At 69.3% G+C, this 23,093-nt stretch carries 19 protein-coding genes and 2 pseudogenes; 15 read left to right on the top strand and 6 right to left on the bottom strand.

Features of this window, described 5'->3' with window-relative positions; all coding sequences use genetic code 11:
• Both ACN675_RS20565 and ACN675_RS20560 read left to right on the top strand, forming a co-directional pair.
• Positions 1–902, top strand: a pseudogene (locus tag ACN675_RS20565) (Isoniazid-inducible protein iniA); the annotation flags it as partial.
• Positions 899–2,350, top strand: a complete 1,452-nt coding sequence (locus tag ACN675_RS20560; RefSeq protein ID WP_420752610.1) for a dynamin family protein — start codon at positions 899–901, stop codon at positions 2,348–2,350. The pseudogene ACN675_RS20565 and the gene ACN675_RS20560, both read left to right, overlap by 4 nt.
• Positions 2,351–2,375: 25 nt before the next feature.
• On the opposite strand, the gene ACN675_RS20555 is transcribed toward ACN675_RS20560, so the two are convergent.
• Complete coding sequence (locus tag ACN675_RS20555) at positions 2,376–3,359, bottom strand: hypothetical protein (RefSeq protein ID WP_420752609.1); 984 nt, start codon at positions 3,357–3,359, stop codon at positions 2,376–2,378.
• Positions 3,360–4,007: 648 nt separating this feature from the next.
• Between ACN675_RS20555 and dnaK the strand changes: the two genes are divergently transcribed.
• The 4 genes from dnaK to ACN675_RS20535 are packed head-to-tail and all read left to right on the top strand — an operon-like array spanning position 4,008 to position 8,090.
• Positions 4,008–5,849 carry a molecular chaperone DnaK gene (gene dnaK, locus ACN675_RS20550; protein WP_420752608.1) on the top strand — a complete coding sequence of 614 codons (1,842 nt, stop codon included), beginning with the start codon at positions 4,008–4,010 and terminating at the stop codon, positions 5,847–5,849.
• Positions 5,846–6,484 carry a nucleotide exchange factor GrpE gene (gene grpE / locus ACN675_RS20545; protein WP_420752607.1) on the top strand — a complete coding sequence of 213 codons (639 nt, stop codon included), beginning with the start codon at positions 5,846–5,848 and terminating at the stop codon, positions 6,482–6,484. Before dnaK ends, grpE begins: the two co-directional genes overlap by 4 nt.
• 35 nt (positions 6,485–6,519) lie before the next feature.
• Positions 6,520–7,683: a molecular chaperone DnaJ gene (gene dnaJ / locus ACN675_RS20540; protein ID WP_420752606.1), complete on the top strand. Its 1,164-nt coding sequence runs from the start codon at positions 6,520–6,522 to the stop codon at positions 7,681–7,683.
• The gene (locus ACN675_RS20535) at positions 7,683–8,090 is read left to right on the top strand and encodes a heat shock protein transcriptional repressor HspR (protein ID WP_420752611.1); all 408 of its coding nucleotides are present in this window, start codon (positions 7,683–7,685) and stop codon (positions 8,088–8,090) included. Before dnaJ ends, ACN675_RS20535 begins: the two co-directional genes overlap by 1 nt.
• An 83-nt stretch (positions 8,091–8,173) precedes the next feature.
• Here the strand turns inward: ACN675_RS20535 and gabT are convergent.
• Positions 8,174–9,524, bottom strand: a pseudogene (gene gabT, locus ACN675_RS20530) (4-aminobutyrate--2-oxoglutarate transaminase).
• A gap of 414 nt (positions 9,525–9,938) precedes the next feature.
• Here gabT and ACN675_RS20525 point away from each other — a divergent pair.
• The 3 genes from ACN675_RS20525 to ACN675_RS20515 are packed head-to-tail and all read left to right on the top strand — an operon-like array spanning position 9,939 to position 13,190.
• The gene (locus tag ACN675_RS20525) at positions 9,939–11,561 is read left to right on the top strand and encodes a flavin-containing monooxygenase (protein WP_420752605.1); all 1,623 of its coding nucleotides are present in this window, start codon (positions 9,939–9,941) and stop codon (positions 11,559–11,561) included.
• Between the two features lie 8 nt (positions 11,562–11,569).
• Positions 11,570–12,358: a mycofactocin-coupled SDR family oxidoreductase gene (locus ACN675_RS20520; protein WP_420752604.1), complete on the top strand. Its 789-nt coding sequence runs from the start codon at positions 11,570–11,572 to the stop codon at positions 12,356–12,358.
• 1 nt (position 12,359) lies between these two features.
• Complete coding sequence (locus tag ACN675_RS20515) at positions 12,360–13,190, top strand: mycofactocin-coupled SDR family oxidoreductase (protein WP_420752603.1); 831 nt, start codon at positions 12,360–12,362, stop codon at positions 13,188–13,190.
• Positions 13,191–13,219: 29 nt separating this feature from the next.
• On the opposite strand, the gene ACN675_RS20510 is transcribed toward ACN675_RS20515, so the two are convergent.
• Complete coding sequence (locus ACN675_RS20510) at positions 13,220–13,828, bottom strand: TetR/AcrR family transcriptional regulator (RefSeq protein ID WP_420752602.1); 609 nt, start codon at positions 13,826–13,828, stop codon at positions 13,220–13,222.
• Positions 13,829–14,023: 195 nt separating this feature from the next.
• On the opposite strand from ACN675_RS20510, the gene ACN675_RS20505 reads away from it, so the two are divergent.
• Positions 14,024–14,869 carry an IclR family transcriptional regulator gene (locus tag ACN675_RS20505; RefSeq protein WP_420752601.1) on the top strand — a complete coding sequence of 282 codons (846 nt, stop codon included), beginning with the start codon at positions 14,024–14,026 and terminating at the stop codon, positions 14,867–14,869.
• Positions 14,870–14,966: 97 nt separating this feature from the next.
• Here the strand turns inward: ACN675_RS20505 and ACN675_RS20500 are convergent, their stop codons facing one another.
• Genes ACN675_RS20500 through ACN675_RS20490 form a run of 3 tightly spaced genes read right to left on the bottom strand, consistent with a single transcriptional unit; the run spans position 14,967 to position 17,346 of the window.
• Positions 14,967–15,665 (bottom strand): TetR/AcrR family transcriptional regulator, encoded by a 699-nt coding sequence (locus tag ACN675_RS20500; protein WP_420752600.1) that lies wholly within the window; start codon positions 15,663–15,665, stop codon positions 14,967–14,969.
• A complete protein-coding gene (locus ACN675_RS20495) occupies positions 15,662–16,441 on the bottom strand; it encodes a Fic family protein (RefSeq protein WP_420752599.1) in 780 nt (259 codons plus the stop codon). The genes ACN675_RS20500 and ACN675_RS20495 overlap by 4 nt, the downstream gene beginning before the upstream one ends.
• On the bottom strand, positions 16,438–17,346 hold the full coding sequence (locus ACN675_RS20490; RefSeq protein ID WP_420752598.1) for a putative nucleotidyltransferase substrate binding domain-containing protein: 909 nt from the start codon (positions 17,344–17,346) through the stop codon (positions 16,438–16,440). Before ACN675_RS20490 ends, ACN675_RS20495 begins: the two co-directional genes overlap by 4 nt.
• 143 nt (positions 17,347–17,489) lie before the next feature.
• On the opposite strand from ACN675_RS20490, the gene ACN675_RS20485 reads away from it, so the two are divergent.
• The 5 genes from ACN675_RS20485 to ACN675_RS20465 form a co-directional block, all read left to right on the top strand.
• Complete coding sequence (locus ACN675_RS20485) at positions 17,490–19,025, top strand: amino acid permease (protein WP_420752597.1); 1,536 nt, start codon at positions 17,490–17,492, stop codon at positions 19,023–19,025.
• Positions 19,026–19,050: 25 nt separating this feature from the next.
• Positions 19,051–19,899 (top strand): urea amidolyase associated protein UAAP1, encoded by an 849-nt coding sequence (locus ACN675_RS20480; protein WP_420752596.1) that lies wholly within the window; start codon positions 19,051–19,053, stop codon positions 19,897–19,899.
• Positions 19,896–20,543, top strand: a complete 648-nt coding sequence (locus ACN675_RS20475) for an urea amidolyase associated protein UAAP2 (RefSeq protein ID WP_420752595.1) — start codon at positions 19,896–19,898, stop codon at positions 20,541–20,543. Before ACN675_RS20480 ends, ACN675_RS20475 begins: the two co-directional genes overlap by 4 nt.
• Positions 20,544–20,546: 3 nt before the next feature.
• Positions 20,547–22,553, top strand: a complete 2,007-nt coding sequence (locus ACN675_RS20470) for a 5-oxoprolinase/urea amidolyase family protein (protein ID WP_420752594.1) — start codon at positions 20,547–20,549, stop codon at positions 22,551–22,553.
• Positions 22,550–23,093: amidase family protein (locus ACN675_RS20465; protein WP_420752593.1), on the top strand; the 544-nt coding region annotated here is incomplete at its 3' end. The genes ACN675_RS20470 and ACN675_RS20465, both read left to right, overlap by 4 nt.

Below are 23,093 nucleotides of genomic sequence, written 5' to 3'. Positions count from 1 at the left end.
TGCGCGACCCGGAAGCCGGGGCAGCCGCCGTCGAGGACCTCGTCCGCGCGAAAACGGCGGCCGAGGCCCTGCGCGCCCGCGCGGCCCGGTGGCAGCAGACCCTCGCCGACGGCATCACCGATCTGGCCGCCGACATCGACCACGATCTGCGGGACCGGTTGCGGCACGTCACCCGCCTCGCCGAGGCCGCGGTCGACGAATGCGACCCCGGAAAGGAGTGGCCGCGGCTCGGGCAATGGCTCGCCGAACAGGTCGCGGAATCCGTCGGAGACAACTTCGTGTGGGCGCACGAGCGGTCGACCGCCCTCGCCGCGACGGTCGCCGACCTGTTCGCCGCCGACGGGGCGACCCGGTTACCGAACCTGCATCTCGCCGACCTGGACTCGCTGTTCGAACCGGTCGATCCTCTCGAGGATCTCGACCCCGGCCGGATCGGACCGGGCCAGAAGATGCTGGTCGGGATGAAGGGCTCCTACGGTGGCGTCCTCATGTTCGGCCTCGTCACCACGTTCATGGGCATGGCATTGATCAATCCGGTCTCGATCGGCGCCGGAGTTGTGCTCGGCACCAAGGCATATCGCGACGACAAGCAGGCCCGCATCGCGAAACGACGCCTCGACGCGAAGACCGCGATCCGGCGATTCACCGACGACGTCGGATTCCAGGTCGGCAAGGAATCGAAGGATCGGTTGCGGTCGATCCAGCGGCAGCTGCGCGACCACTTCACCGAACTCGCAGACCAGACACTGCGATCGGTGTCGGAGTCGCTGCGGGCAGCGCAGGAGGCCGCGACGGTGGAACAACAGCAGCGGCAGCAACGCATCACCGAACTCGAGGAAACCCTGAAGAGACTTGTCGCCCTGAGGGATCGGGCACGTGAACTGGCGGGAGCGCAATCATGAGTGCAGTACCGGGCGCAGCCGCGCAATTGATCGCCGAGGCGCGGGCGGTCCACGGCCGGGACCCGTGGGTCGCATCGCAACTGGCGGAATGCGAAGCGCGGCTGGCGCAACCGCTGCGGGTGGCACTGGCAGGCTCCCTCAAGGCCGGGAAATCCACCCTCCTCAACGCCCTGGTCGGCCAGGACATCGCCCCCACCGACGCGACCGAGTGCACCCGCGTGGTCACCTGGTACCGCAACGGTGCCACGCCCTCGGTGACCGCCCGCTACGACGGAGACCGGTCGCGGCCGGTGCCGCTCCAGCGCCGGGACGGCCGGCTCACGTTCGACCTGGCGGATCTGACCGCCGACCGCATCGACGGAATCGACGTCGAGTGGCCCGCGCGGGCACTGCAGCAGACCACCATCATCGACACACCCGGCACCTCGTCGCTCTCGCAGGACGTCTCGGCCCGCACGCTGGACCTGCTCACCCCGGACGACGCGGCGTCGGGCGCCGACGCCGTCGTCTACCTGATGCGCACCCTCGGCGCCGCCGACGTGCAGTTCCTCGACCGCATCGGCCGCCACGTCGGCGGGGAGTCCGGGCCGCTCGGGGTGATCGGTGTCGTCTCCCGAGCCGACGAGATCGGTGCCGGCCGCGCCGACGCGATGATGTCGGCGAAGGACGTCGCGTCCCGCTTCGCCGGGGAACTCGAACGCACCGGGCTGTGTCAGGCGGTCGTTCCGGTCGCGGGGCTCCTCGCGCTCGGCGCGCGAACCCTGCGCCAACGCGAATTCGCCGCGTTCGAGGCGCTCGCCGGCGTCCCGGCCGCTGATCTGCAGGCGGCGATGCTGTCCGTCGATCGCTTCTCGCGGCCGGACATGCCGCTGCCCGTCGACCCCGAGTTGCGGGTGCAGCTCGCGGACCGGTTCGGGCTCTTCGGTATCCGGATGGCGGTCGCGCTCGTGCAGCTGGGGGTCCGCGATTCCCCGACGCTCGCCGCGGAACTGCTCGCGCGCAGCGGGCTCGACGAGCTGCGGCAGGTGATCGACGTCCAGTTCGGGCAGCGCGCCGATCAGCTCAAGACCCATTCGGCGCTGCTGTCGCTCGGGCGGGTGCTGCGTGCGTGCGGCGACCGGCACCTGCTCGCGTCGGTGCAACGTGAACTCGCCGACGGACACGGGTTCGTGGAACTGCGCCTGCTCGGCCGGTTGCGCTCGCGTCCCGTCGCACTCGACGACGAGGAGCTGTTCGAGCTGCAGCGCCTCGTCGGCGGTTTCGGGATCGGGGCGCGGCAACGGCTGGGATTGCCCGACGACGCCCCCGTCCCGCAGGTCCGTGCCGCGGGTGTCGCGGCGGTCCGTGCGTGGCGCGCGCGGGCCGAGCACCCGCTGCTGGACCCGTTCACCGCACGGGCCGCATCGGTCGCGGTGCGCAGCGCGGAAGGTGTGCTCGCCGGCGTCTGATCCACCCGCGCACCGGGTTCCGGTGTCAGCCGCGCGCCGGGGGGACGGTGGCGCGCGGTATGCATCGCGCTTGTGTCTTCGTGGTCGGCGGGTGCGGGTGGCGGGCGCGCTCGACGGCTCGCGCGAAGCGATCCGCGACGACGTCGAAGCGGAACAACTCCGCCCACGTCCACCGCACGACCTCGAAACCCAGAGCGCGAATTGCGTCCTCGCGCAGCTTCTCCCGGCGGACGGACTCTGCCGTCGATGCAGGGTCCCCGGCGCCGTACTTGCCCATACCGTCGAATTCGCCGACGATGCCGAGTTCCTCCCAGAAGAAGTCGACGCGGGCGACGAAGGTGCCGTCGGGTGTGTACAACTCGCGTTGCAGGCTCGGTTCGGGGATCCCGGCCGAACGGAGCCGGAGCCGGCCGAGGGATTCGCCGGCGCTCTCGCTGCGTCCGTCGAGAAAGTCGACGACGCGTCGCGCCGACGCGACCCCGGCGCGCAGGGCAGCGGCGTCGAGTGCGGCCGGAATTCCCACGAGAGCGGACGGATACCGTCGCAGCAGCGAATCCCCGGCGATCACCGCCTCGTCGACGGTCAGAGACCGGGCGAGGTCGACGATCGTGCGCGCGGGTGAGGTGACCGCCGCCCCGCCGACGACGTATATCTCCTCGCGCGCGATCGGCGCCGGATGGACGTGGAGGTTGTCCGTCCGCCGTCCACCCGACCTCCGGTCGCGGGTGATGTGTATGCGGGACAGGTCGGGGTTCCACAGGTCGGCCCCGTGGAACAGCGCGGCGGTGACGTGGCTGAGCACCGCGTCCCACCCGAGCGTGTGCTGCACACATCGCGCTCGGACACGGTGCCGGGCGACGTCGTCGAGTGCGTCGGCCTCGGCGCGGCGCAGGTACGCACCGGGCGCGACCGGAGTGAGAGCGCCACTGCGCAATGCCTGCCGGAGTTCGTCGGAGGTGATGCCGGAGGCGAGAAGATCGGATCGGTAGATCGGTGTCGGATCGGTCATGGCGGTCAGCGTGGCCGTGATTTCGTGATTCGGGACGTCCCCCGCGGCGAATTGCCCAAATCTGTGGATCGAACAGGCGCCTGTGGATAACCCCCCCGTCACCGCAACCGCAGACGGGGGAGACAGAGGCGCGATGCATGCCGCGCGCGGGTGTCTTCCGGGCGCGCCGGTACCCCGGCCCCACACCCGCCGCCGACGGCGCGGACACCCGCGCGGCGTGGTGGCCCGGTGCCGGCCAACCGCCGACGGGGGAGACAGAGGCGCGATGCATGCCGCGCGCGGGTGTCCGCTGGCGGCGCGGGCGACCTCGTGCCCGCAGCCGCAGACGGGGAGACAGAGGCGCGATGCATGCCGCGCGCGGGTGTCTTACCGGCGCGCCGGTACCCAACGCCCACACCCGCCGACGCCTCCCACCACGTGAACAACCCAGTGAGTGATCCGTGTCACGCTCTGGAACAAATACATGACGGTTGCGGTTAAACCCATCGACAAACCTGAGCGTGCCAGACTCAACTTGGACTTGACTCCAGTTTCGGTGCGGGTGCAAGCTTGAGTCGGCTTCGCTCACTTGAGTCGAACAGGCTCAGGGTTAGGGCATGAAGGACCGCGGCGCAACGAGGTGTCGCGGCGAAGAATTGGAGGAGAATTATGGCTCGTGCGGTCGGCATCGACCTCGGAACCACCAACTCGGTCGTTTCCGTTCTGGAAGGCGGCGAGCCCGTGGTGGTCGCGAACTCCGAGGGCTCCCGTACCACTCCGTCGGTCGTCGCGTTTGCGAAGAACGGCGAAGTTCTGGTGGGTCAGCCCGCCAAGAACCAGGCGGTCACCAACGTCGACCGCACCATCCGTTCCGTCAAGCGCCACATCGGCACCGACTGGACCGTCACCATCGACGACAAGAAGTACACGTCGCAGGAGATCAGCGCGCGCACGCTGATGAAGCTGAAGCGCGACGCCGAGGCGTACCTCGGTGAGGACATCACCGACGCCGTCATCACCGTCCCCGCGTACTTCAACGACGCACAGCGTCAGGCCACCAAGGAAGCCGGCACCATCGCCGGCCTCAACGTCCTGCGCATCGTCAACGAGCCCACCGCCGCGGCCCTCGCATACGGCCTCGACAAGGGCGAGAAGGAACAGACCATCCTCGTCTTCGACCTCGGTGGCGGCACGTTCGACGTGTCCCTCCTGGAGATCGGCGACGGCGTCGTCGAGGTCCGCGCGACCTCCGGCGACAACCATCTCGGTGGCGACGACTGGGACGAGCGCATCGTCAATTGGCTCGTCGACAAGTTCAAGGCGCAGAACGGCATCGACCTGACCAAGGACAAGATGGCCCTGCAGCGTCTGCGTGAGGCTGCGGAGAAGGCGAAGATCGAGCTGTCCAGCTCGCAGAGCACCTCCATCAACCTCCCCTACATCACGGTCGACGCGGACAAGAACCCGCTGTTCCTCGACGAGCAGCTCACCCGCGCCGAGTTCCAGAAGATCACCAGCGATCTCCTCGAACGCACCCGCGCTCCGTTCCAGCAGGTCATCAAGGACGCAGGCATCTCGGTCAGCGACATCGACCATGTCGTCCTCGTCGGCGGCTCGACCCGTATGCCCGCCGTCACCGAGCTGGTACGCGAGCTGACCGGTGGCCGTGAGCCCAACAAGGGCGTGAACCCGGACGAGGTTGTCGCCGTCGGCGCCGCCCTGCAGGCCGGTGTTCTCAAGGGCGAGGTCAAGGACGTTCTGCTCCTCGACGTCACCCCGCTGTCCCTCGGCATCGAGACCAAGGGCGGTGTGATGACCAAGCTCATCGAGCGCAACACCACCATCCCGACCAAGCGGTCCGAGACCTTCACCACGGCCGACGACAACCAGCCGTCCGTGCAGATCCAGGTCTTCCAGGGCGAGCGCGAGATCGCCGCGCACAACAAGCTGCTCGGCTCCTTCGAGCTCGGCGGCATCGCCCCGGCTCCGCGCGGTGTCCCGCAGATCGAGGTGACCTTCGACATCGACGCCAACGGCATCGTGCACGTCACCGCCCGCGACAAGGGCACGGGCAAGGAGAACACGATCAAGATCCAGGAAGGCTCCGGCCTCTCCAAGGAAGAGATCGACCGCATGATCAAGGACGCCGAGGCGCACGCGGAAGAGGACCGGAAGCGTCGCGAGGAGGCCGAGGTCCGCAACCAGGCCGAGTCGCTCGTGCACCAGACCGAGAAGTTCATCAAGGACAACGAGGACAAGGTGCCGGCGGACGTCAAGACGAAGGTCGAGGCTGCCATCAAGGAAGCCAACGATGCTCTCGCCGGTTCCGACATCGCCGCGGTGAAGGCCGCTGTCGAGAAGCTTGCGACCGAGTCGCAGGCCCTCGGCCAGGCGATCTACGAGGCCCAGGGTGCCGATGGTGCCGCTGCCGGTGACGGTGCGGCCGCGGGTGCCGACGACGTCGTCGACGCCGAGGTCGTCGACGAACCGAGCGATACGGACAAGAAGTGAGTGCCGACAAGCGCGAGCAGGAACCGGTGACTGTCACCGACAAGCGACGGATCGACCCGGAAACCTTCGAGGTGCGCGACGCGGATGCCGAAGCGCAGGTCGTCGAAGCGGAATCCGAGTCGCCGGCTCCTGCCGCAGGAGACGAAGCCGCATTGACCGCCGAGCCGTCGCCGGAAACGGCCGAACTCGCCGAGCGCACCGCGGATCTGCAGCGCGTCACGGCCGAGTACGCCAACTACCGGCGTCGTATCGAGCGGGAGAAGGTAGCTGCGATCGAAGGCGCCAAGGCGTCGGTGGTCGGCCAGTTCCTCGACCTGGTCGACGACCTGGATCGGGCCCGTGCGCACGGCGACCTCGAGACCGGGCCGATGAAGGCCCTGAGCGACAAGCTCGTCGGCATTCTCACCGGCCTCGGCCTCGAGTCGTTCGGTGCGGAGGGTGATCCGTTCGAGCCGGATCTGCACGAAGCGGTTCAGATGGAAGGCGACGGCAACAATCCCGTCCTCGGGGCGGTCCTTCGCAAGGGGTACCGGCTCGGCGACCGTGTGCTGCGGCACGCGATGGTGACCGTGGCCGACGGCGAGCCGACCGACACTCCGGCGCAAACGCCGCCGGAGGAGTCGGGCACCGAGTAAGAAACAACAAGTACTGCGAGAGGAGGAGGCGCCCGGTGAGCCAGCGGGAGTGGATCGAGAAGGACTTCTACAAGGACCTGGGCGTCTCCCCCGACGCGTCGCAGGACGACATCAAGAAGGCGTACCGGAAGCTGGCGCGGGATCTGCATCCCGACGCCAACCCGGGCGACGCTGCCGCCGAGGAACGTTTCAAGGCGGTCAGCGAAGCGAATGCCGTGCTGTCCGACCCCGCCAAGCGCAAGGAGTACGACGAGACGCGGCGGCTGTTCGCGTCCGGCGGCGGTGGGTTCGGCGGCTTCCATCCCGGTGCCGGTGGCGGTTTCACCAGCACCAACTTCGACATCGGCGACCTGTTCGGCGGTGGCGCGGCCGACAGCGGACTGGGCGACCTGTTCGGTGGCCTGTTCAACCGGAGCGGTGGCGGCGGCACGACCCGCACGCGTCCCCGCCGCGGCAGCGATGTCGAAACCGAGACGACTCTCGACTTCCGCGACGCGGTGCAGGGCGTCACCGTGCCGTTGCGCATGACCAGCCCCGCGCCGTGCACCACCTGCCACGGCAGCGGCGCGGAGCCGGGCACGAGCCCGCGGGTGTGCCCGTACTGCAACGGCAGCGGGATCGTCTCGCGCAACCAGGGCGCGTTCGGCTTCTCGGAGCCGTGCGACGACTGCCGCGGAACCGGGTCGATCATCGACAGCCCCTGCAAGGACTGCCGTGGCTCGGGCATCCAGAACCGGACCCGCACCATCACCGTGCGGGTGCCACCGGGCATCAAGGACGGTTCCCGGATCCGGCTCGCCGGGCAGGGCGAGGCGGGACTGCGCGGCGCGCCGTCGGGCGACCTGTTCGTCACCGTGCACGTGCGTCCCGACAAGGTCTTCGGCCGTGACGGCGACGACCTGACCCTCGTATTGCCGGTCAGCTACGGCGAACTCGTCCTCGGGGCGACCGTGTCGGTGCCGACCCTCGACGGTCGCGTCGGTCTGAAGATTCCCCCGGGCACGGCCGACGGACGCGTGCTGCGTGTCCGCGGCCGCGGTGTACCCAAGCGCAGCGGCGGCGCCGGCGACCTGTTGGTCACCGTCAAGGTCGCGATCCCGCAGCACCTGGACGACCAGGCCATCGACGCCCTGCGCATCTATCTGCATGCCGAACAGAACAGCGGCTTCGATCCGCGTGAGGGATGGGCAGGTGCATGATGTCGGAACCGAGGAAGCCGCGTGGTCATTCCGGCGACCCGGACGCCCGCGTGTACGTCATCTCCGTTGCGGCGGAACTGGCCGGAATGCACGCGCAGACGTTGCGCAACTACGACCGGCTCGGTCTGGTCACTCCGCACCGCACCAGCGGTGGCGGTCGCCGGTACTCGCCGCGCGACGTCGAACTGCTGCGTGAGGTCCAGCGCCTCTCGCAGGACGAGGGCGTGAACCTGGCCGGCATCAAGCGTGTCATCGAACTGACCAATCAGGTCGAGGCCCTGCAGCAGCGCGTCGCGGAACTGACCGCCGAGGTCGAGCAGTTACGCAGCGCGCGCCGCGACCTCGTCCCGATCCCGCGCAGCAACGCCCTCGTGGTGTGGAAGCCGCGTCACCAGCGCGACTCCTGACGTCCGGGACGCTACCGAATCCGATTGACGGGAACCGACACTCGGCTCGACCGGGGGACGGTTCCCGTCTCCGTCGGAGGGGGTTACACCGCCCGGACCGCGTCCTCGAGCACGGCGAGTGCGTCGACGAGCAGTTCGTCGGGGATCACCAGCGGCGGCAGCAGCCGGATCACGTTGCCGTAGGTGCCGCACGTGAGCAGGACGACGCCCTGCGCGAGCGCGGCCGCGGCGACCGCAGCGGTCGCGACCGGGTTGGGCTCGCGACTTCCGGGCATCACGAACTCGAGCGCGAGCATCGCCCCGCGACCGCGCACCTCCCCGACGATGTCGAATTCGTCGGCCAGCGCCTGCAATCGCGGCACCGCGATGCCGGCGATGTGCCGGGCGCGGGCCGGCAGGTCGAGATCGCGCATCCGGTCGAGCGTCGCGAGCGCCGCCGCGCACGCGATCGGGTTGCCGCCGTAGGTGCCGCCGAGCCCGCCGGGGTGCACGGCGTCGAGCAGGTCGGCGCGCCCGGTGACCGCCGCGAGCGGCAGGCCACCGGCGATTCCTTTGGCGAGGGGCCATCAGATCGGGCACGACCTGTTCGTCCTCGCAGGCGAACCAGTCGCCGGTGCGGGCGAATCCGGTCTGCACCTCGTCGGCCACGAACACGACACCGTGGTCGCGTGCCCAATCGGCCAGCGCCGGAAGGAAACCGGGTGCGGGCACGATGAATCCGCCTTCGCCCTGGATCGGTTCGATCACGATCGCCGCGACGTTCTCCGCGCCCACCTGCTTCTCGATCAGCGTGACGGCGCGACGCGCGGCCTGCTCGCCGGTGAGCGGGGTGCCGTCGTATCCGAGTCCTTCCCGGAAGGGATAGGACATCGGCACCCGGTACACCTCGGGCGCGAACGGGCCGAAACCGTGCTTGTACGGCATGTTCTTCGCGGTCATCGCCATCGTCAGGTTCGTGCGGCCGTGGTAGGCGTGATCGAACACCACGACGGCATCGCGGCCGGTGGCGCTGCGCGCGATCTTCACCGCGTTCTCGACCGCTTCGGCGCCACTGTTGAACAGCACCGTGCGCTTGGGGTGGTCACCGGGGGTCAGTTCCGCGAGTCGCTCGGCGACCTCGATGTACCCCTCGTACGGGGTGACCATGAAACAGGTATGGGTGAATCGCCCGGCCTGTTCCCGAACTGCCTCGACGACAGCCGAATCGGAGGCACCGATGCTCGTGACGGCGATTCCGGCACCGAGGTCGATCAGTGAGTTCCCGTCGACGTCGACGATGACTCCGCCGTCCGCGTCGGCGACGTAGACCGGGACGGACGATCCCACTCCGGCGCCGACCGCATGCCGGCGCCGTTCGGTCAGTTCCGTCGAGCGGGGACCCGGCAGGGGAGTGCGGAGGCTGCGCCGCTGGGGAAGTCGGTATTCGAGGTTCATGACGGGCGTTCCTCGGTCGGTGCTGCGGGGTGTGTTGTGGGCGTTCGGGTCGGGGCCGCTGTGTCGCGGCTCCCGCCGACGACAGTTCGTAGCCGACGTGGGCCGCAGCGATACCGGTGACCTCGACGATATCGGCGCCGAGCAGGTTGACGTGGGGAATGCGTGCAACATGCGAGCTCCTTCCCTGTGACCAGCCCTGCGGGTGCCGGGAACCGGCTCCTGCTTCGGTCCGACCGGGTGATCGGACCCTTCGCCGGGAACCCGTGCTCGGCGGCCGAACCGGATCGACGCGACCGGGCGACCGCTGGCCGGGAGATCGGGTTCCGGCCGGGATACGGGCGCTCTTACGGTCTCGCCAGAGCACGGTCCGCGTATCGGACGTGCATCGGACGGATTCGAAAGAGGGGTCCCATCGTGAACAGGAACAGCACCGCGGTCGACGTGGTGGTGGTTGGTGCAGGTGTCGCCGGATTGTATGCCGCGCACACGTTGTGCCGGCACGGATTGACCGTCCAGGGGTTCGAGTCGGCGGGAGGAGTCGGGGGCACGTGGTACCACAACCGGTATCCGGGCGCTCGCTGCGACGTGGAGAGCGTCGACTACTCGTTCTCGTTCGACGACGACCTCCAGCAGGAGTGGACCTGGTCGGAACGGTTTGCGACGCAGCCGGAAATCCTCGCCTATCTCGAGCATGTCGCCGACAGGTTCGATCTGCGGCGTCACTTCCGGTTCTCCACGCGGGTGGTCTCGGCGGAATTCGACGAGGCCGACTCGGTGTGGCGGATCCGCACCGACGACGGTGAGGTCACCACCGGCCGGTACTGCATCTTCGCCACCGGATGTCTCTCTGCCACCAACCTTCCCGACATTCCCGGACGTGACGACTTCCGGGGCGCGGCGTACCACACCGGTAGCTGGCCGCACGACGCGGTCGAGTTCACCGGTAAGCGTGTCGGGGTCATCGGCACGGGGTCATCCGGGATGCAGTCGATTCCGCTCATCGCGGAGGAAGCCGATCATCTGTACGTCTTCCAGCGCACAGCCAACTATTCGATCCCGGCGGGCAACCGTCCCTTCGATGCCGAGGCAATGCGCGAGATCAAGGCGACCTACGCGGAGCGACGTCGCCTGTCCCGACTCAGCGGAGGCGGTTCGCCGTTCACCCCGTACCCCCACGGCGCGCTCGAAGTCACCGACGAGGAACGCACCCGGGTCTACGACGAGTGGTGGAACCGTGGCGGAGTCCTGTTCAGCAAGGCGTTCCCCGATCAGCTGACCGATCTCGATGCCAACAACACCGCCCGTGTGTACTGGGAGAACAAGATCCGGCAGATCGTGACCGATCCGGAGCTGGCCGAGACGCTGATTCCCGATGATCATCCGATCGGGACGAAGAGGATCGTCACGGATTCCGGCTATTTCGCGACCTTCAACCGCGACAACGTGACGCTCGTCGATCTCAGGCGCACTCCGATCGACCGGATCAACGAATCCGGTATCGCCACCACCGCGGGGCAGTACGATCTCGACATCATCGTCTACGCAACCGGTTTCGATGCCATGACCGGTGCGTTGAGCCGCATCGACATCCGCGGTCGCGGTGACCGGCGTCTGGTCGACGAATGGGCGGCCGGCCCTCGCACCTACCTCGGGCTGGGGGTGAGCGGATTCCCGAACATGTTCCTGGTCAACGGTCCTGGCAGCCCGGGACCGCTGGCGAACATGGTGCTCACCTCGGAGCAGCACCTCGACTGGATCGTCGATTGCATCGAGTACGTCGACGAGCGGGGTGCGGTGACCGTCGAAGCCGACCCGGACGCGGTCGACGCGTGGGTCGCCGAATTGAACGAGAGGGCATCGACAACGCTGTTTCCTTCGGCGAACTCGTGGTACCTGGGGGCCAACATCCCCGGTAAGCCGAGGGTGTTCATGCCGTTCATCGGCGGATTCGCAGCATATGGCCAGATCCTCGACGAGGTCGCCGGTGCGGGTTACAAGGGATTCGCTCTCGGCGGTCCGGATCGAAAGGCGTTGTAGTGCAGAAGATGGCAGGATCGCGTGTTCTGGTCACCGGCGCGGCAGGTGGCATGGGCAGAAGTCACTGTGTGACCTTGGCGCAGGCGGGGGCCGATGTGCTTGCGCTCGACCTCGAGGACGCGCGCCACGAACTCGACGCGACCGCAGAGGCGGTCCGTGCCACCGGGCGAACCTGCGTCGCTGCGACCGCCGACATCCGGGACACGGCGGCGTTGCGGTCGGTTGTCGACCGGGGAGCGAACACACTCGGAGGTCTCGACGTGGTGGTCGCGAACGCGGGTGTGTACGACGTGCCCGGCCCGTCGTGGACGATCGACTCGCAGACGTGGCGTCGGTCGCTGGACGTGAACCTCACCGGCACGTGGAACACGGTCCGGGCGGGAGTCGCGCATTTCGCGGGTGGCGGGTCGGTGATTCTCGTCAGTTCCACGGCGGGTATCAAGGCGATTCCGTCTGCGTCGCACTATTCGGCGGCCAAGCATGCCGTGGTCGGCCTTGCGCGCACGTTGGCGAACGAGCTCGGTTCCCGGTCGATCCGGGTCAACACGGTGCACCCCGGGTCGGTGCGCACGCCGATGATCATCAACAGCCGGGTGTTCGCGAGATTGTGCCCGGACGTGGACAACCCGACCGAGGCCGATGCGGCCGCTGTGCTCGCGTCCCGCAATCTGCTGCCGGTTCCGTGGGTGGACCCGGTGGACGTGAGCAATGCGGTGCTCTTCCTGGCGAGCGAGGACTCCCGTTACATCACCGGCACGCAACTCGTCGTCGATGCCGGTCTGACCCAGAAGGTATGAGATGAGTGGACGTTTGGACGGCAAGGTCGCGCTGATCACGGGCGCAGCCCGTGGTATCGGGCGTGCACAGGCCGTGCGCTTCGCGCAGGAAGGCGCCGACATCGTTGCCGTCGATCTGTGCGGACCGACCGAGACGGTGTCGACTCCACCGTCGACGCGGGAAGATCTCGAGGAAACCGTGTCGCAGGTGCGGGCACTCGGTCGCAAGGCCGATCCGTACATCGCCGACGTGCGCGACCTCGAAGCGCTGCGGGCGGTGGCGGATCGCGGCGTGGAGGCGTTCGGGGGAATCGATATCGTCTGTGCGACGGCGGGAATCACGTCGTCGGCACCCTCCCTCGAGCTCGACGACACGGCATGGCAGACGATGCTCGACGTGAATCTGACCGGCGTGTGGAACACCTGTACCGCGACGGTGGAGCACCTGATCGCACGCGGGGGAGGATCGATCGTCATCACCAGTTCCATTGCGGGACTGAGGGGTTTGGTCGGTGTGTCCCACTACACCGCGGCCAAGCACGGCGTGGTCGGTTTGATGCGTGCCTTGTCCGGGGAGGTCGCGCCGTACGGGATCCGGGTGAACACGGTGCATCCGACCAACGTGAACACGACGATGATCCAGAATCCGGCGGTGCGCAAGGTGTTCCGGCCCGACCGGGACGAGCCCACGCTCGACGAGTTCGCCGAGGCCGCCAGGACGATGAACATGCTGCCGATCCCGTGGGTCGAACCCGTGGACATCGCCAACGCGTCGCTGTTCCTGGCCTCGGACGAAGCCCGGTACATCACGTCGGTGGCGCTTCCTGTGGATGCGGGCAGCACGCAGCGCTGACCTGACGAATCGTCCGCAGGGGTGAACCGTCAGGCGCGGCGGGGACGCCACCCTTCGATCAGCGGCGTCAAGGCATGGATGTGGAGGGCACGCAGGTCCTCGACGCGAGGCTGCTCGGCACCGAAGAGCCACTCCATGTAGGCCGCGCGGGAGGCGGTGAAGATCATCTGGGCGACGAGGCGGCGAAGGAAGCGGTCGTCGGCGTAGATGGAGGAACGGGCGAGCAGATCGGCGAGACTGTCGATGAGCCGGTCCTCGGTGTATTCCCAACGGAGGCGGTACTCGGGTGAGGCCATGAGGAGCTGGAGCAGTTCACGCCAGCCGCTGGCGTCGTCGGCGAGTTCGGCGGTGAGCGCGCCCACGAGTACGGCGGTGACGTCGTTGCCGCCGGGGCAGGCCTCGAACTGCTCGATCAGGCTCGCGGCGGAGCGTTCGAACAAGGGCGAGACGACGTCTTCCTTCGCTGCGAAGTGGCGGTGGAAGGTCCGTACCGACACTCCTGCCCGTTGTGCGATGGCGTCGACGGTCACGGAGGTCGAGTTGTTCTCGAGGAACAGGGCCCGAGCTGCCGTCGCTATCGAAAATCGCACGTCGGCATACCGGCGTTCGGCCAGAGTGCTCGCTCGTCTGTTCGGCATGGCGCGCCTCTCTCGTGATCTTCGACGACAGGATCGGGGTGATCGATGGGAATTCTCCCGTGTCCTCGCCGGCGGTGGGCGGTCCGGGCTTCGCGACGGGTGCGCCGGCGGGATCTCGACTGCACTGTTGTGAGTGTAGTCACAACGTGGCATAATCTGCCAATCAAGGCAGTTTGTGCCACGTTGGAGGTTGTCTTGCAGTCGTCGAATCGTGCCGAGTCGCCCATTGCCATGGTCGACCGCATCATGTCCGTACTCGAGGCTTTTGCCGATGGTGAGTCCTTGACGCTGGCGCAGGTCTCGCGTCGGACCGGTGTGCCGCGATCGTCCGTGCATCGGTTGCTCACGCGTCTGTCGGAGTTGGGCGCGCTCGAGCGAACCGGCTTCGAGTACCGGGTCGGAATACGGCTGTTCGACATCGGCAGTCATGCGCTCGACAAGGACGCCGTGCACCGGGTGGCGTTGCCGTACATGAACCGGCTCGCCAGAGCCACCGGTGCCAGCGTGTACCTCGCTACGCTGTCCGGCTCCGACATCGTCTATACCGAAGGGATCTGGACCGACTGGGCGGGACCTCGTCGTCCCGGCATCACCCATCCTGCCCACCTGACGGCGGCGGGCAGGATGCTCCTCGCGTGCCTTCCCGAGGATGAGCTCACGGATCACCTTCCCGGCGACCCGCGTTCGCTGCGGACGAAGCCCGGTTCGGTGGCGGACCTGCGCGAGGAACTACGTCAGGTCCGGCAACGGGGAGTGTGTGTCAGCCGCGGCAGCATCGTGCGCGATTCCGTCGCCTACGCGGTCCAGATCGGTCCCCCCGACTACGCGACGACCGCGCTGAGCGTATGGGGCCCCACCGACCAGATGCGCTCGACCGAGATCGTCTCGTTGCTCCGGCAGACCGGCCGCGCGATCTGGGATGCGGCACAGCGGGGTGCCGGAGCCGGGCGTCCGCCGCAAGGGTGGCGGGGCAGCGCGCGCCCGACGGGGGAGAAAGACGATCTCCGGGTTTCCCCGGCCTACGCTGCCGTCGGGCTCTGACCGGCAGCCCGACTCTCCGCACTGTCGCCGACCGAGCCCGCGCGACAGGAGTTCTGGAAGATGATGCGTGGTTTGTTCGACCGAGTGGCGGAGACCTTCACTCCGGCCTGTCGTCACCCGGGGGTGGTGCGGCGTGGCGATGGGTGGCCACCAGTGCGGTGCCGGCCTCCCGGAGTGCGTCGGTCGGCTCGATGCCCAGGATGCGCAGCGCGCTGTCGGCGACGAGTCCCGCCGACGCCGGCAGCGGACCGTCGGCGGGGGCGGCCATCGTCGGGTCGTCGGCGCGGATCGCGATCACCGATTCGGTGACCCGAACCGGCAGCGCGCACCGCGGGTCCTTCGGGTCCGCGACGACCTGCGCCGCGAGAGTCCGGTAGATGCCGTGCAATTCGCGGCGTTTGGCGTGGAACGCGGACAGGCCCGCCGCATCGGCCTCCGGAATCAGGTACAGCCGGCCCAGATTGGACCGGTCCGTCAGCAGATTCCACGAGTCGCCCGCCGTCAGGGCCCACAACAGCAATGCGGGATCGCCGCCCAGGTCGGCGAGGGTGCGCGCGTACCGCAGCGACGGCTCGACCGTCGAATCGAGCAGCGCCGCGAGAATCGATTCCTTGGTGGGGAAGTGGTGGTAGAGCGACGCCTGCCGGATCCCCACCGAGTCGGCGATCGCGCGTGTCGAGGTCGCGGCGAAACCCCGCGTAACGAACAATTCGCCTGCGGCATCGAGGATTTCCTCGCGACCCGACGCGCCGGGGCGTCGGCTCTCCACGAGGCGCGGTCGTCCGGGTCCGGTCACGATGCCTCACTCTGCCACATCCCGACCACCCGTTCGACGACCGGCACGAACGGCGCGGCGGGGACCCGGTGATCACTGTCTGCGGCGGCCATCGCCGCCCGCGAGGCATCCATCCACGCGGTGCGGTCGATGCGGCGCAGGTCGAACGGCAGCCCGGCGCGGCGGGCGAGGACGGCGAGCAGTGTCGTCGCGGTGCGGCCGTTCCCCTCCCGGAACGGGTGCACTGCAACGAGATCAGAAACGAGAGATGCTGCGGCCGAGGTGAATTCGGTGGGGCAGAGGGTGGCGGCGCCGGCCTCGAGTGCCGCCGTGCGCGCCGCGAGATGCGGAACCGGCAGGAACCTCGCGTCGGCCTTGCGCAGGTCGACGATGCGCTGCTGCCCGGCCCACGGATAGACATCACCGAACAGGTGCTGATGGATCGACGCGACGAGCGGGACGTCCGGCACGATCGCCCCCAGATGGATCTCGACGAGCCGCGCCGCGCACACGCGATGCTCGGCCTCCGCCAGCGCGACCGGATTGGCGAGACCGATTCCGTTGCGCAGCACGGATGTTCCGCGCACGTAGTAGGGACGGTAGCGGCGCAGCAGTCGGGGTCGCTGCTCGCTCGGGTCGAGCGCACGTGCCGCCGCGACCGCGGCGGCGATGTACTCGCCGCGCCCCAGCACCCCGGTCGCGAACGCGGTGAGGGCGGCGCGGGCGTCGTCGTCGGGTCGCCACCCTTCGAGTTCCTGCGCGTGTATCGCCTGCGCGACGGCGTACTCGGCCTTCACGGCCCGTCCGGGCGGGTGAACGACGACGCGGACAGCCGATAGTCGAGGACGCGCTGGATACCGGCGACCGTGCGCGAGACCCACCGGATGGTGGCGCGCTCGGAGGGACGGAACCCGGTCAGGGGCTCGGGACCGTCGATGCCGGGGCCGGAGAGGGCGCGGCGCGTGACGATGTCGAGGATCTCGTGGTGGCAGCGCTGCAGGTCGGCGATCTCGTCGGCCTCGAGGTACTCGCCGGGCCGGGCCGCGGTCAGACGCTCCCCGGTGGCGTACCCGCCGGTCCCGCCGGCGAGTGCCGCCCAGCGCGCGATCTTGCGCACGGGGGTCAGCAGGTCCTGCTTGAGATCGACGTTCGGGGCGGGGACCAGCGGAAACGCCGGACGCACGTGCGGCCGGTGGGCGAGCGCGTCGGACAGTACCGCGTTCAGGCAGCGCGGCTGGGCGCGGATCGCAGTGGCGAGCACCTCGGCCAGGTCGGGGTCGGGACGGTCGCCGACCGGGCGTGCGTCGGCGAGCAGGCCGATCATGACGATGCCCCGGTCCTCGAGCGGGTCCGCGGCCCATCGGGTGATCGCGGCGCGCCATTCGTCCGGGGTGCGGCGCAGTCGTCGTTGCAGCGGGGTGGCTCCGTTCGGGTCGACGATGACCCCGGGTACGCGCAGGGCCGCGGCGTCGAAGTCGCGGTCGGGGGTCGCGGTGACGGCCAAGGCGTCGAGGTCGGATCCCGGCAGTGCCTCGCCGCGGCCGAGGCTGCCGGTGACCCACACCTGGGTGTCGGTGCGCCCGTCGAGGGCGGTGCGCAGTTCGTCGACGCACAGCCGCGACCACTCGGCCGCGATGTGCTCGGACGTTGCGCCGCGGGCGAATTCGGAGCGCAGGCGCGCGTGGTCGGTGGTGGTCGGCATGCAGCGATAGTGGCATATCCAGGCCGTGTCACACGTTCGCAACACAGGTAGCCCATTCGAAACATCGCCGTCACCGCACAGGAATGAGCCCCCTTAAAACTGTCACCCGACAGGTTTTGACGGCTGCGCGAATCGAGGACACCATGGCATGGACGACGCCCGCCGCGGCGCCACCCGAAACAAGTGGCGATGCAGGAGATCTCGCCGAATTCGGATACGAACAGCAGCTCCACCGCTCGCTCGGGAAGTTCGCCTCGTTCGCGGCGGGATTCTCGTTCGTCTCGATCCTCACCACGATCTTCCAGCTGTTCGGCCTCGGCTTCGGGTTCGCCGGACCCGCGTTCTTCTGGACGTGGCCCGTCGTGTTCGCCGGTCAGTTCCTCGTCGCCCTGTGCTTCGCCGAACTCGCCGCCCGCTACCCGCTCTCCGGAGCGATCTACCAGTGGTCCCGCCGCCTCGGTGGCGAGGTACTCGGCTGGTTCGGCGGCTGGTTCATGATCCTCGCGCAGATCGTCACCGCGTCCGCCGCCGCGATCGCCCTGCAGGTCGTGCTGCCGGCGGTGTGGTCCGGCTTCCAGGTCATCGGCGACGACACCTCGCTCACCTCGCCCAGCGGCGCCGCCAACGCCGTCCTGCTCGGCACCGTCCTGCTCATCGTCACCACCACGATCAACTGCGTCGGTGTGCGCTGGATGGCGCGGGTCAACACCATCGGCGTCATCTGCGAGATCGTCGGTGTCCTCGCCGTCATCGGCGTGTTCTTCACCCACGCCCAGCGCGGCCCCCAGGTCGTCTTCGACACGGGCGTCCACGCAGGTCAGAGCGGCTACGGATGGGCGTGGATCGCCTCCGGTCTGATGGCCGCGTACGTCATGGTCGGGTTCGGATCCGCCGGTGAACTCGCCGAGGAGACCCGCGACCCCCGCCGCGTCGCCCCGCGCACCATCCGCATGGCGCTGAGCGTGTCCGCGCTCGGCGGTGGCCTCATGATCCTCGGCGCGCTCATGGCCGCACCGAGCCTCACCGACGGCCGCCTGGCCGCCGAGGGCCTGCCGTACGTGCTCGACACCGTCCTGTCCTCGCCGTGGGGCACCGTGCTGCTCATCGACGTCGCCATCGCGATCCTCATCTGCACCCTCGCGATCCAGACCGCCGCGTCCCGCCTGATGTTCTCGATGGCACGCGACGAACGCCTGCCGTTCTCCAAGACCCTCGCGACCGTCAACCGCCGCACCGGCACCCCCATCGCCCCGTCGATCGTCGTCGGCCTCGCCTGCGTCGCGGTGCTGCTGCTCAACGTCGGCAACTCGGCGATCTTCTCGACCCTGGCCAGCGTGTGCATCATCGCGATCTACCTCGCCTACCTGCTGGTGACCGCCCCGATGCTGTACCGGCGGCTGACCGGCGGCTGGGTCTCCGGCGACGGCGGCACCGACGCCGAGGGCCGGCCGCTGTTCTCGCTGGGCCGCTGGGGTGTGCTCGTCAACGCCCTGGCCGTGCTCTACGGGCTGGTGATGGTCGTGAACCTGTCGTGGCCGCGCGCCGAGATCTTCGATCCGGCGGGCGACACCCCGATCCTGCGCTGGGCCGGACCGATCTCCATCGTCGCGATCGTCGCCCTCGGCATCCTGTGCTTCCCCCGCGGCCGGACCCACCCGCGCCCCGTCCGCTCGCTCTGACCGCTCGCTTTCCCCAGGAGTCACCATGACCGCCACCACCACCGCAGCCCGCGACCACGCCCGCTCCCAGGCCGGGCAGCACGACGGACCCATGCCCATCGTCCCCGCCTCCGCTTGGCCCAGCCCGCCCGCCGGCGTCGACGCCGACGCGATGGTGTGGGCCGAGACCGTGCCCGGCGGCCGCTACACCTCCAAGGTGCTCGGCCGCGGCACCCGGCTGCGGTTGACCGACCTCGACGGCCGCGGCTGCGCCCACCTGATGCTGTGGCGCGCCGACGCTCCCTGGGAGCGGCTCAACGTCGCCGACACCGTCAAGGTGCCGTGGCAGGCGTACCTAGGCGTCGACCACCCCCTCCTCGACGACCAGGGCCGCGTCCTCGCGACGATCGTCGCCGACAGCTCCGGCCGGCACGACGCGCTGTGCGGCACCACCACCGCCGCCGGCAACACCGCCCGCTACGGCGACGGCTCGGTGCACTCCGACTCCCCGGCCGGACGGGAACTGCTCACCCTCGCCGCTCTCAAGCACGGCCTCGGCCCCCGCGACGTCGCCCCGACCGTCTCGTTCTTCCACGGGGTGCGGGCCGACGAGGACGGCACCCTGATTCCCACCGGCAACGCCGGACCGGGTGCGAGTGTCGAACTGCTGCTGCACCTTCCGCTGATCGTCGCGGTCGCGAACACCGCGCACCCCCTCGACGAATCGCCCACCTTCGACACCACCACGATCGAACTGCTCGCCTGGCGCGCACCCGCCGACCTCGCCGCACTCGCCACCCGCGCCCCCGAGATCGGGCCCGAATACGACCGCGCGCACCGCAACACCGAAGACGTCCACGCCGCCGCCCTGCCGACCGAAGGGAACCTCGCATGACCGCCACCACCGCCCCCGCACCCCTCGTCCCCGGCACCGTGATCCTCGACGAGACGGTCGCGCCCCGCGGCCCGTGGTCGGCGATCGTCGCCGCCGGTGACGTGCTCACCATCGTCGACCTGTACGGCAACCAGGCCGTCGACACCCTGTTCTACGGCGCCGCCGACACCGCGATCCGCTACAGCGCACAGGCCACCATCACCGCGCAGCGCTCGCTGTTCCTGACCACCGGATCGGTGATCCGCGACCAGGAGGGCAACCCGATGATGACGATCGTTGCCGACGAGGTCGGCAACCACGACACCATCGGCGGGGCCTGCTCGCAGGAATCGAACACCCTGCGGTACGGCCACCACACCCGCCACCAGCACGCGTGCGTCGAGAACTTCCTCGCCGAGGGCGCGAAATACGGCCTGGGCAAACGAGATCTGGTCGGCAACGTCAACTTCTTCATGAACGTGCCGGTCGACGCGGACGGCACCCTCGGCATCGTCGACGGACTGTCCGCGCCCGGTCGCCGGCTCGCGCTCCGCGCCGAGATCGACACGCTCGTGCTCGTGTCCAACTGCCCGCAGATCAACAACCCCTGCAACGGATTCGACCCGACCGCCGTGCAGATGATCGTCACCCGACCGGAGGCCTGACCCATGAGCGCGACCTGCACCGTCCTGCGTCCCGGACCGCTCACCACTGTCCAGGACTGGCCCGGACGCGTCGGCTACTGGAAGATCGGCGTCCCGCCGTCCGGCCCGATGGACGACCTGTCGTTCCGGCTCGCGAACCTCGCGGTCGGCAACGACGAGGGCACCGCCGGACTCGAGGCCACCATGGCCGGCCCGCGCCTGCGCTTCGACACCGAGACCACGGTCGCGGTCACCGGCGCGGCCGCCACGGTCACCGTCGACGGCCGTCCCGTCCCGCAGTGGACACCGGTCACCGTCCCGGCGGGCGGGGTCCTCGACGTCGGCGCCGTCACCGGTGCAGGTCTGCACATCTACATCGCCGTCGCCGGCGGCATCGACGTCGACCCCTACCTCGGGTCCGGGGCGACGTTCACCCTCGGCAAGTTCGGCGGCGTCTCCGGTCGGGTGCTCGCCGACGGCGACGCGCTGCCGCTCGGTACGACCACCGGAACGCCGCGGCGCCTCACCGCCGAGGAGATCCCCGCGATCGGCCACGACTGGACCATCGCGGTCACCGAGGGACCGCACGGCGCGCCGGAGTTCTTCACCCGCAAGGACATCGACACCCTCTACGGCACCGCCTACACCGTGCACCACAACTCCGACCGCACCGGCGTCCGCCTCATCGGACCCAAGCCGACGTGGGCGCGACCCGACGGCGGGGAAGCGGGCCTGCACCCGTCGAACATCCACGACACCCCCTACACGGTCGGTGCCCTCGACTTCACCGGCGACACCCCGATCCTGCTCGGCCCCGACGGACCGAGCCTCGGGGGCTTCGTCTGCCCGGTCACCGTCGTCACCGCCGACCGCTGGAAGATGGGTCAGCTCGCCCCCGGCGACCGGCTGCGCTTCGTCCCGGTGCGCGCCGCGAACGTCGCCTCGCCCAAGGTGTTCGGACCTGCCCGGCGCGCGGCGGTGCCCGTCGTCGGCGGTATCGGCGACGGCGACGACGGTGTGCTGCACCGCGGCGCGACCGCGGACGGCACCACGTCGGTGACGGTGCGGCGCAGCGGTGACGACAACATCCTCGTCGAGTACGGCACCATGTCGCTGGACCTGGTGCTGCGTGCCCGCGTGCACGCGCTGCAGACGGCCCTCGAGCAGGCAGGGCTGCGCGGCCTCGTCGATCTGACCCCCGGAATCCGTTCCCTGCAGGTGAAATTCGATCCGACGGTGACGAACACCCGCTCGGTGCTCGGTGCCGTGCTCGAGACGGAGGCGGCGCTGCCCGCCGCGGACCGGCTGGTGGTTCCCAGCCGCACCGTGCGGCTGCCACTGAGCTGGGACGACCCGTCCACGCGCCTGGCCACCGAACGCTACATGCACGGTGTGCGGGCCGACGCGCCGTGGTGCCCGTGGAACATCGAGTTCATCCGCCGCATGAACGGGCTGGATTCGGTCGACGACGTGTACAAGACCGTGTACGACGCGTCCTACCTCGTGCTCGGCCTCGGCGACGTGTATCTCGGTGCGCCCGTGGCGACCCCGCTCGATCCGCGGCACCGGCTCGTGACCACCAAGTACAACCCGGCCCGCACCTGGACCCCGGAGAACGCGGTCGGCATCGGCGGTGCCTACCTGTGCATCTACGGGATGGAAGGGCCCGGCGGCTACCAGTTCGTCGGCCGCACCACCCAGGTGTGGAACCACCGATTCCCCGAGAGTGCAGGCGGATTCGAACCCGAACACCCGTGGCTGCTGCGGTTCTTCGACCGCATCTCCTGGTACCCGGTCTCCGCCGAGGAACTGCTCGACCTGCGCGCCGACACCGCCGCCGGGCGCGGCCGCGTCGACATCACCGAGGGCGAGTTCTCCCTCGCCGAGCACCTCGCGTTCCTCGAGCGCGAAGCCGACTCGATCGGTGCGGTTCGCGCGACAATGGAAGCGGCCCGCGACGAGGAACGCGCCCGCTGGGAAGCCGACGGTGAGCTCTCCCGCGGCACCCGAATCGGAAAGGCGGCAGCATGACCGACCGTGTGGCACAGGCCTACGCGCGACTGCGCGAAGCGGACAGACCCGAGGTGTTCGTGCATTTGCGCGACGAAGCCGATGTCGCCACCGAGTACGCCGAATCGTTGCGTCGCGGTGGGGAACTCGCGGGCGTCCTGCTGGCCGTGAAGGACAACGTCGACGTCGCGGGCCCACCCACGACTGCCGCCTGCCCCGGTTACAGCTACGTTCCCGACGTCGATGCCGCCGCGGTCGCGGCACTGCGGGCGGCAGGCGCCGTCGTAGTCGGCAAGACCAACCTGGACCAGTTCGCGACCGGGCTCGTGGGAACCCGCAGCCCGTACGGGGCGGTCCGTGACGCGCGGCGCCCCGAGTACGTGTCCGGCGGGTCGTCGTCCGGGTCCGCGGTCGCGGTGGCGCTCGGGATCGTGGACATCGCGATCGGCACCGACACCGCCGGCTCGGGCCGGGTCCCGGCCGCGTTCCAGGGCATCGTCGGGATCAAACCGACGGTCGGGACGGTCGCGCCCACGGGAGTGGTGCCGGCCTGCGCCGACT

The sequence above is a fragment of the Rhodococcus sp. O3 genome, assembly GCF_048897285.1.
Taxonomy (GTDB): domain Bacteria; phylum Actinomycetota; class Actinomycetes; order Mycobacteriales; family Mycobacteriaceae; genus Rhodococcus.
This window is presented reverse-complemented; position numbering and strand designations above follow the sequence as displayed.

Bases quoted from the DNA above. Each gene is read 5' to 3' on its own strand.
- ACN675_RS20560 (WP_420752610.1), top strand. From the start codon at position 899: ATGAGTGCAGTACCGGGCGCAGCCGCGCAATTGATCGCCGAGGCGCGG.
- ACN675_RS20555 (WP_420752609.1), bottom strand. From the start codon at position 3,359: ATGACCGATCCGACACCGATCTACCGATCCGATCTTCTCGCCTCCGGC.
- dnaK (WP_420752608.1), top strand. From the start codon at position 4,008: ATGGCTCGTGCGGTCGGCATCGACCTCGGAACCACCAACTCGGTCGTT.
- ACN675_RS20535 (WP_420752611.1), top strand. From the start codon at position 7,683: ATGTCGGAACCGAGGAAGCCGCGTGGTCATTCCGGCGACCCGGACGCC.
- ACN675_RS20520 (WP_420752604.1), top strand. From the start codon at position 11,570: ATGGCAGGATCGCGTGTTCTGGTCACCGGCGCGGCAGGTGGCATGGGC.
- ACN675_RS20515 (WP_420752603.1), top strand. From the start codon at position 12,360: ATGAGTGGACGTTTGGACGGCAAGGTCGCGCTGATCACGGGCGCAGCC.
- ACN675_RS20510 (WP_420752602.1), bottom strand. From the start codon at position 13,828: ATGCCGAACAGACGAGCGAGCACTCTGGCCGAACGCCGGTATGCCGAC.
- ACN675_RS20490 (WP_420752598.1), bottom strand. From the start codon at position 17,346: ATGCCGACCACCACCGACCACGCGCGCCTGCGCTCCGAATTCGCCCGC.
- ACN675_RS20485 (WP_420752597.1), top strand. From the start codon at position 17,490: ATGGCATGGACGACGCCCGCCGCGGCGCCACCCGAAACAAGTGGCGAT.
- ACN675_RS20480 (WP_420752596.1), top strand. From the start codon at position 19,051: ATGACCGCCACCACCACCGCAGCCCGCGACCACGCCCGCTCCCAGGCC.
- ACN675_RS20475 (WP_420752595.1), top strand. From the start codon at position 19,896: ATGACCGCCACCACCGCCCCCGCACCCCTCGTCCCCGGCACCGTGATC.
- ACN675_RS20470 (WP_420752594.1), top strand. From the start codon at position 20,547: ATGAGCGCGACCTGCACCGTCCTGCGTCCCGGACCGCTCACCACTGTC.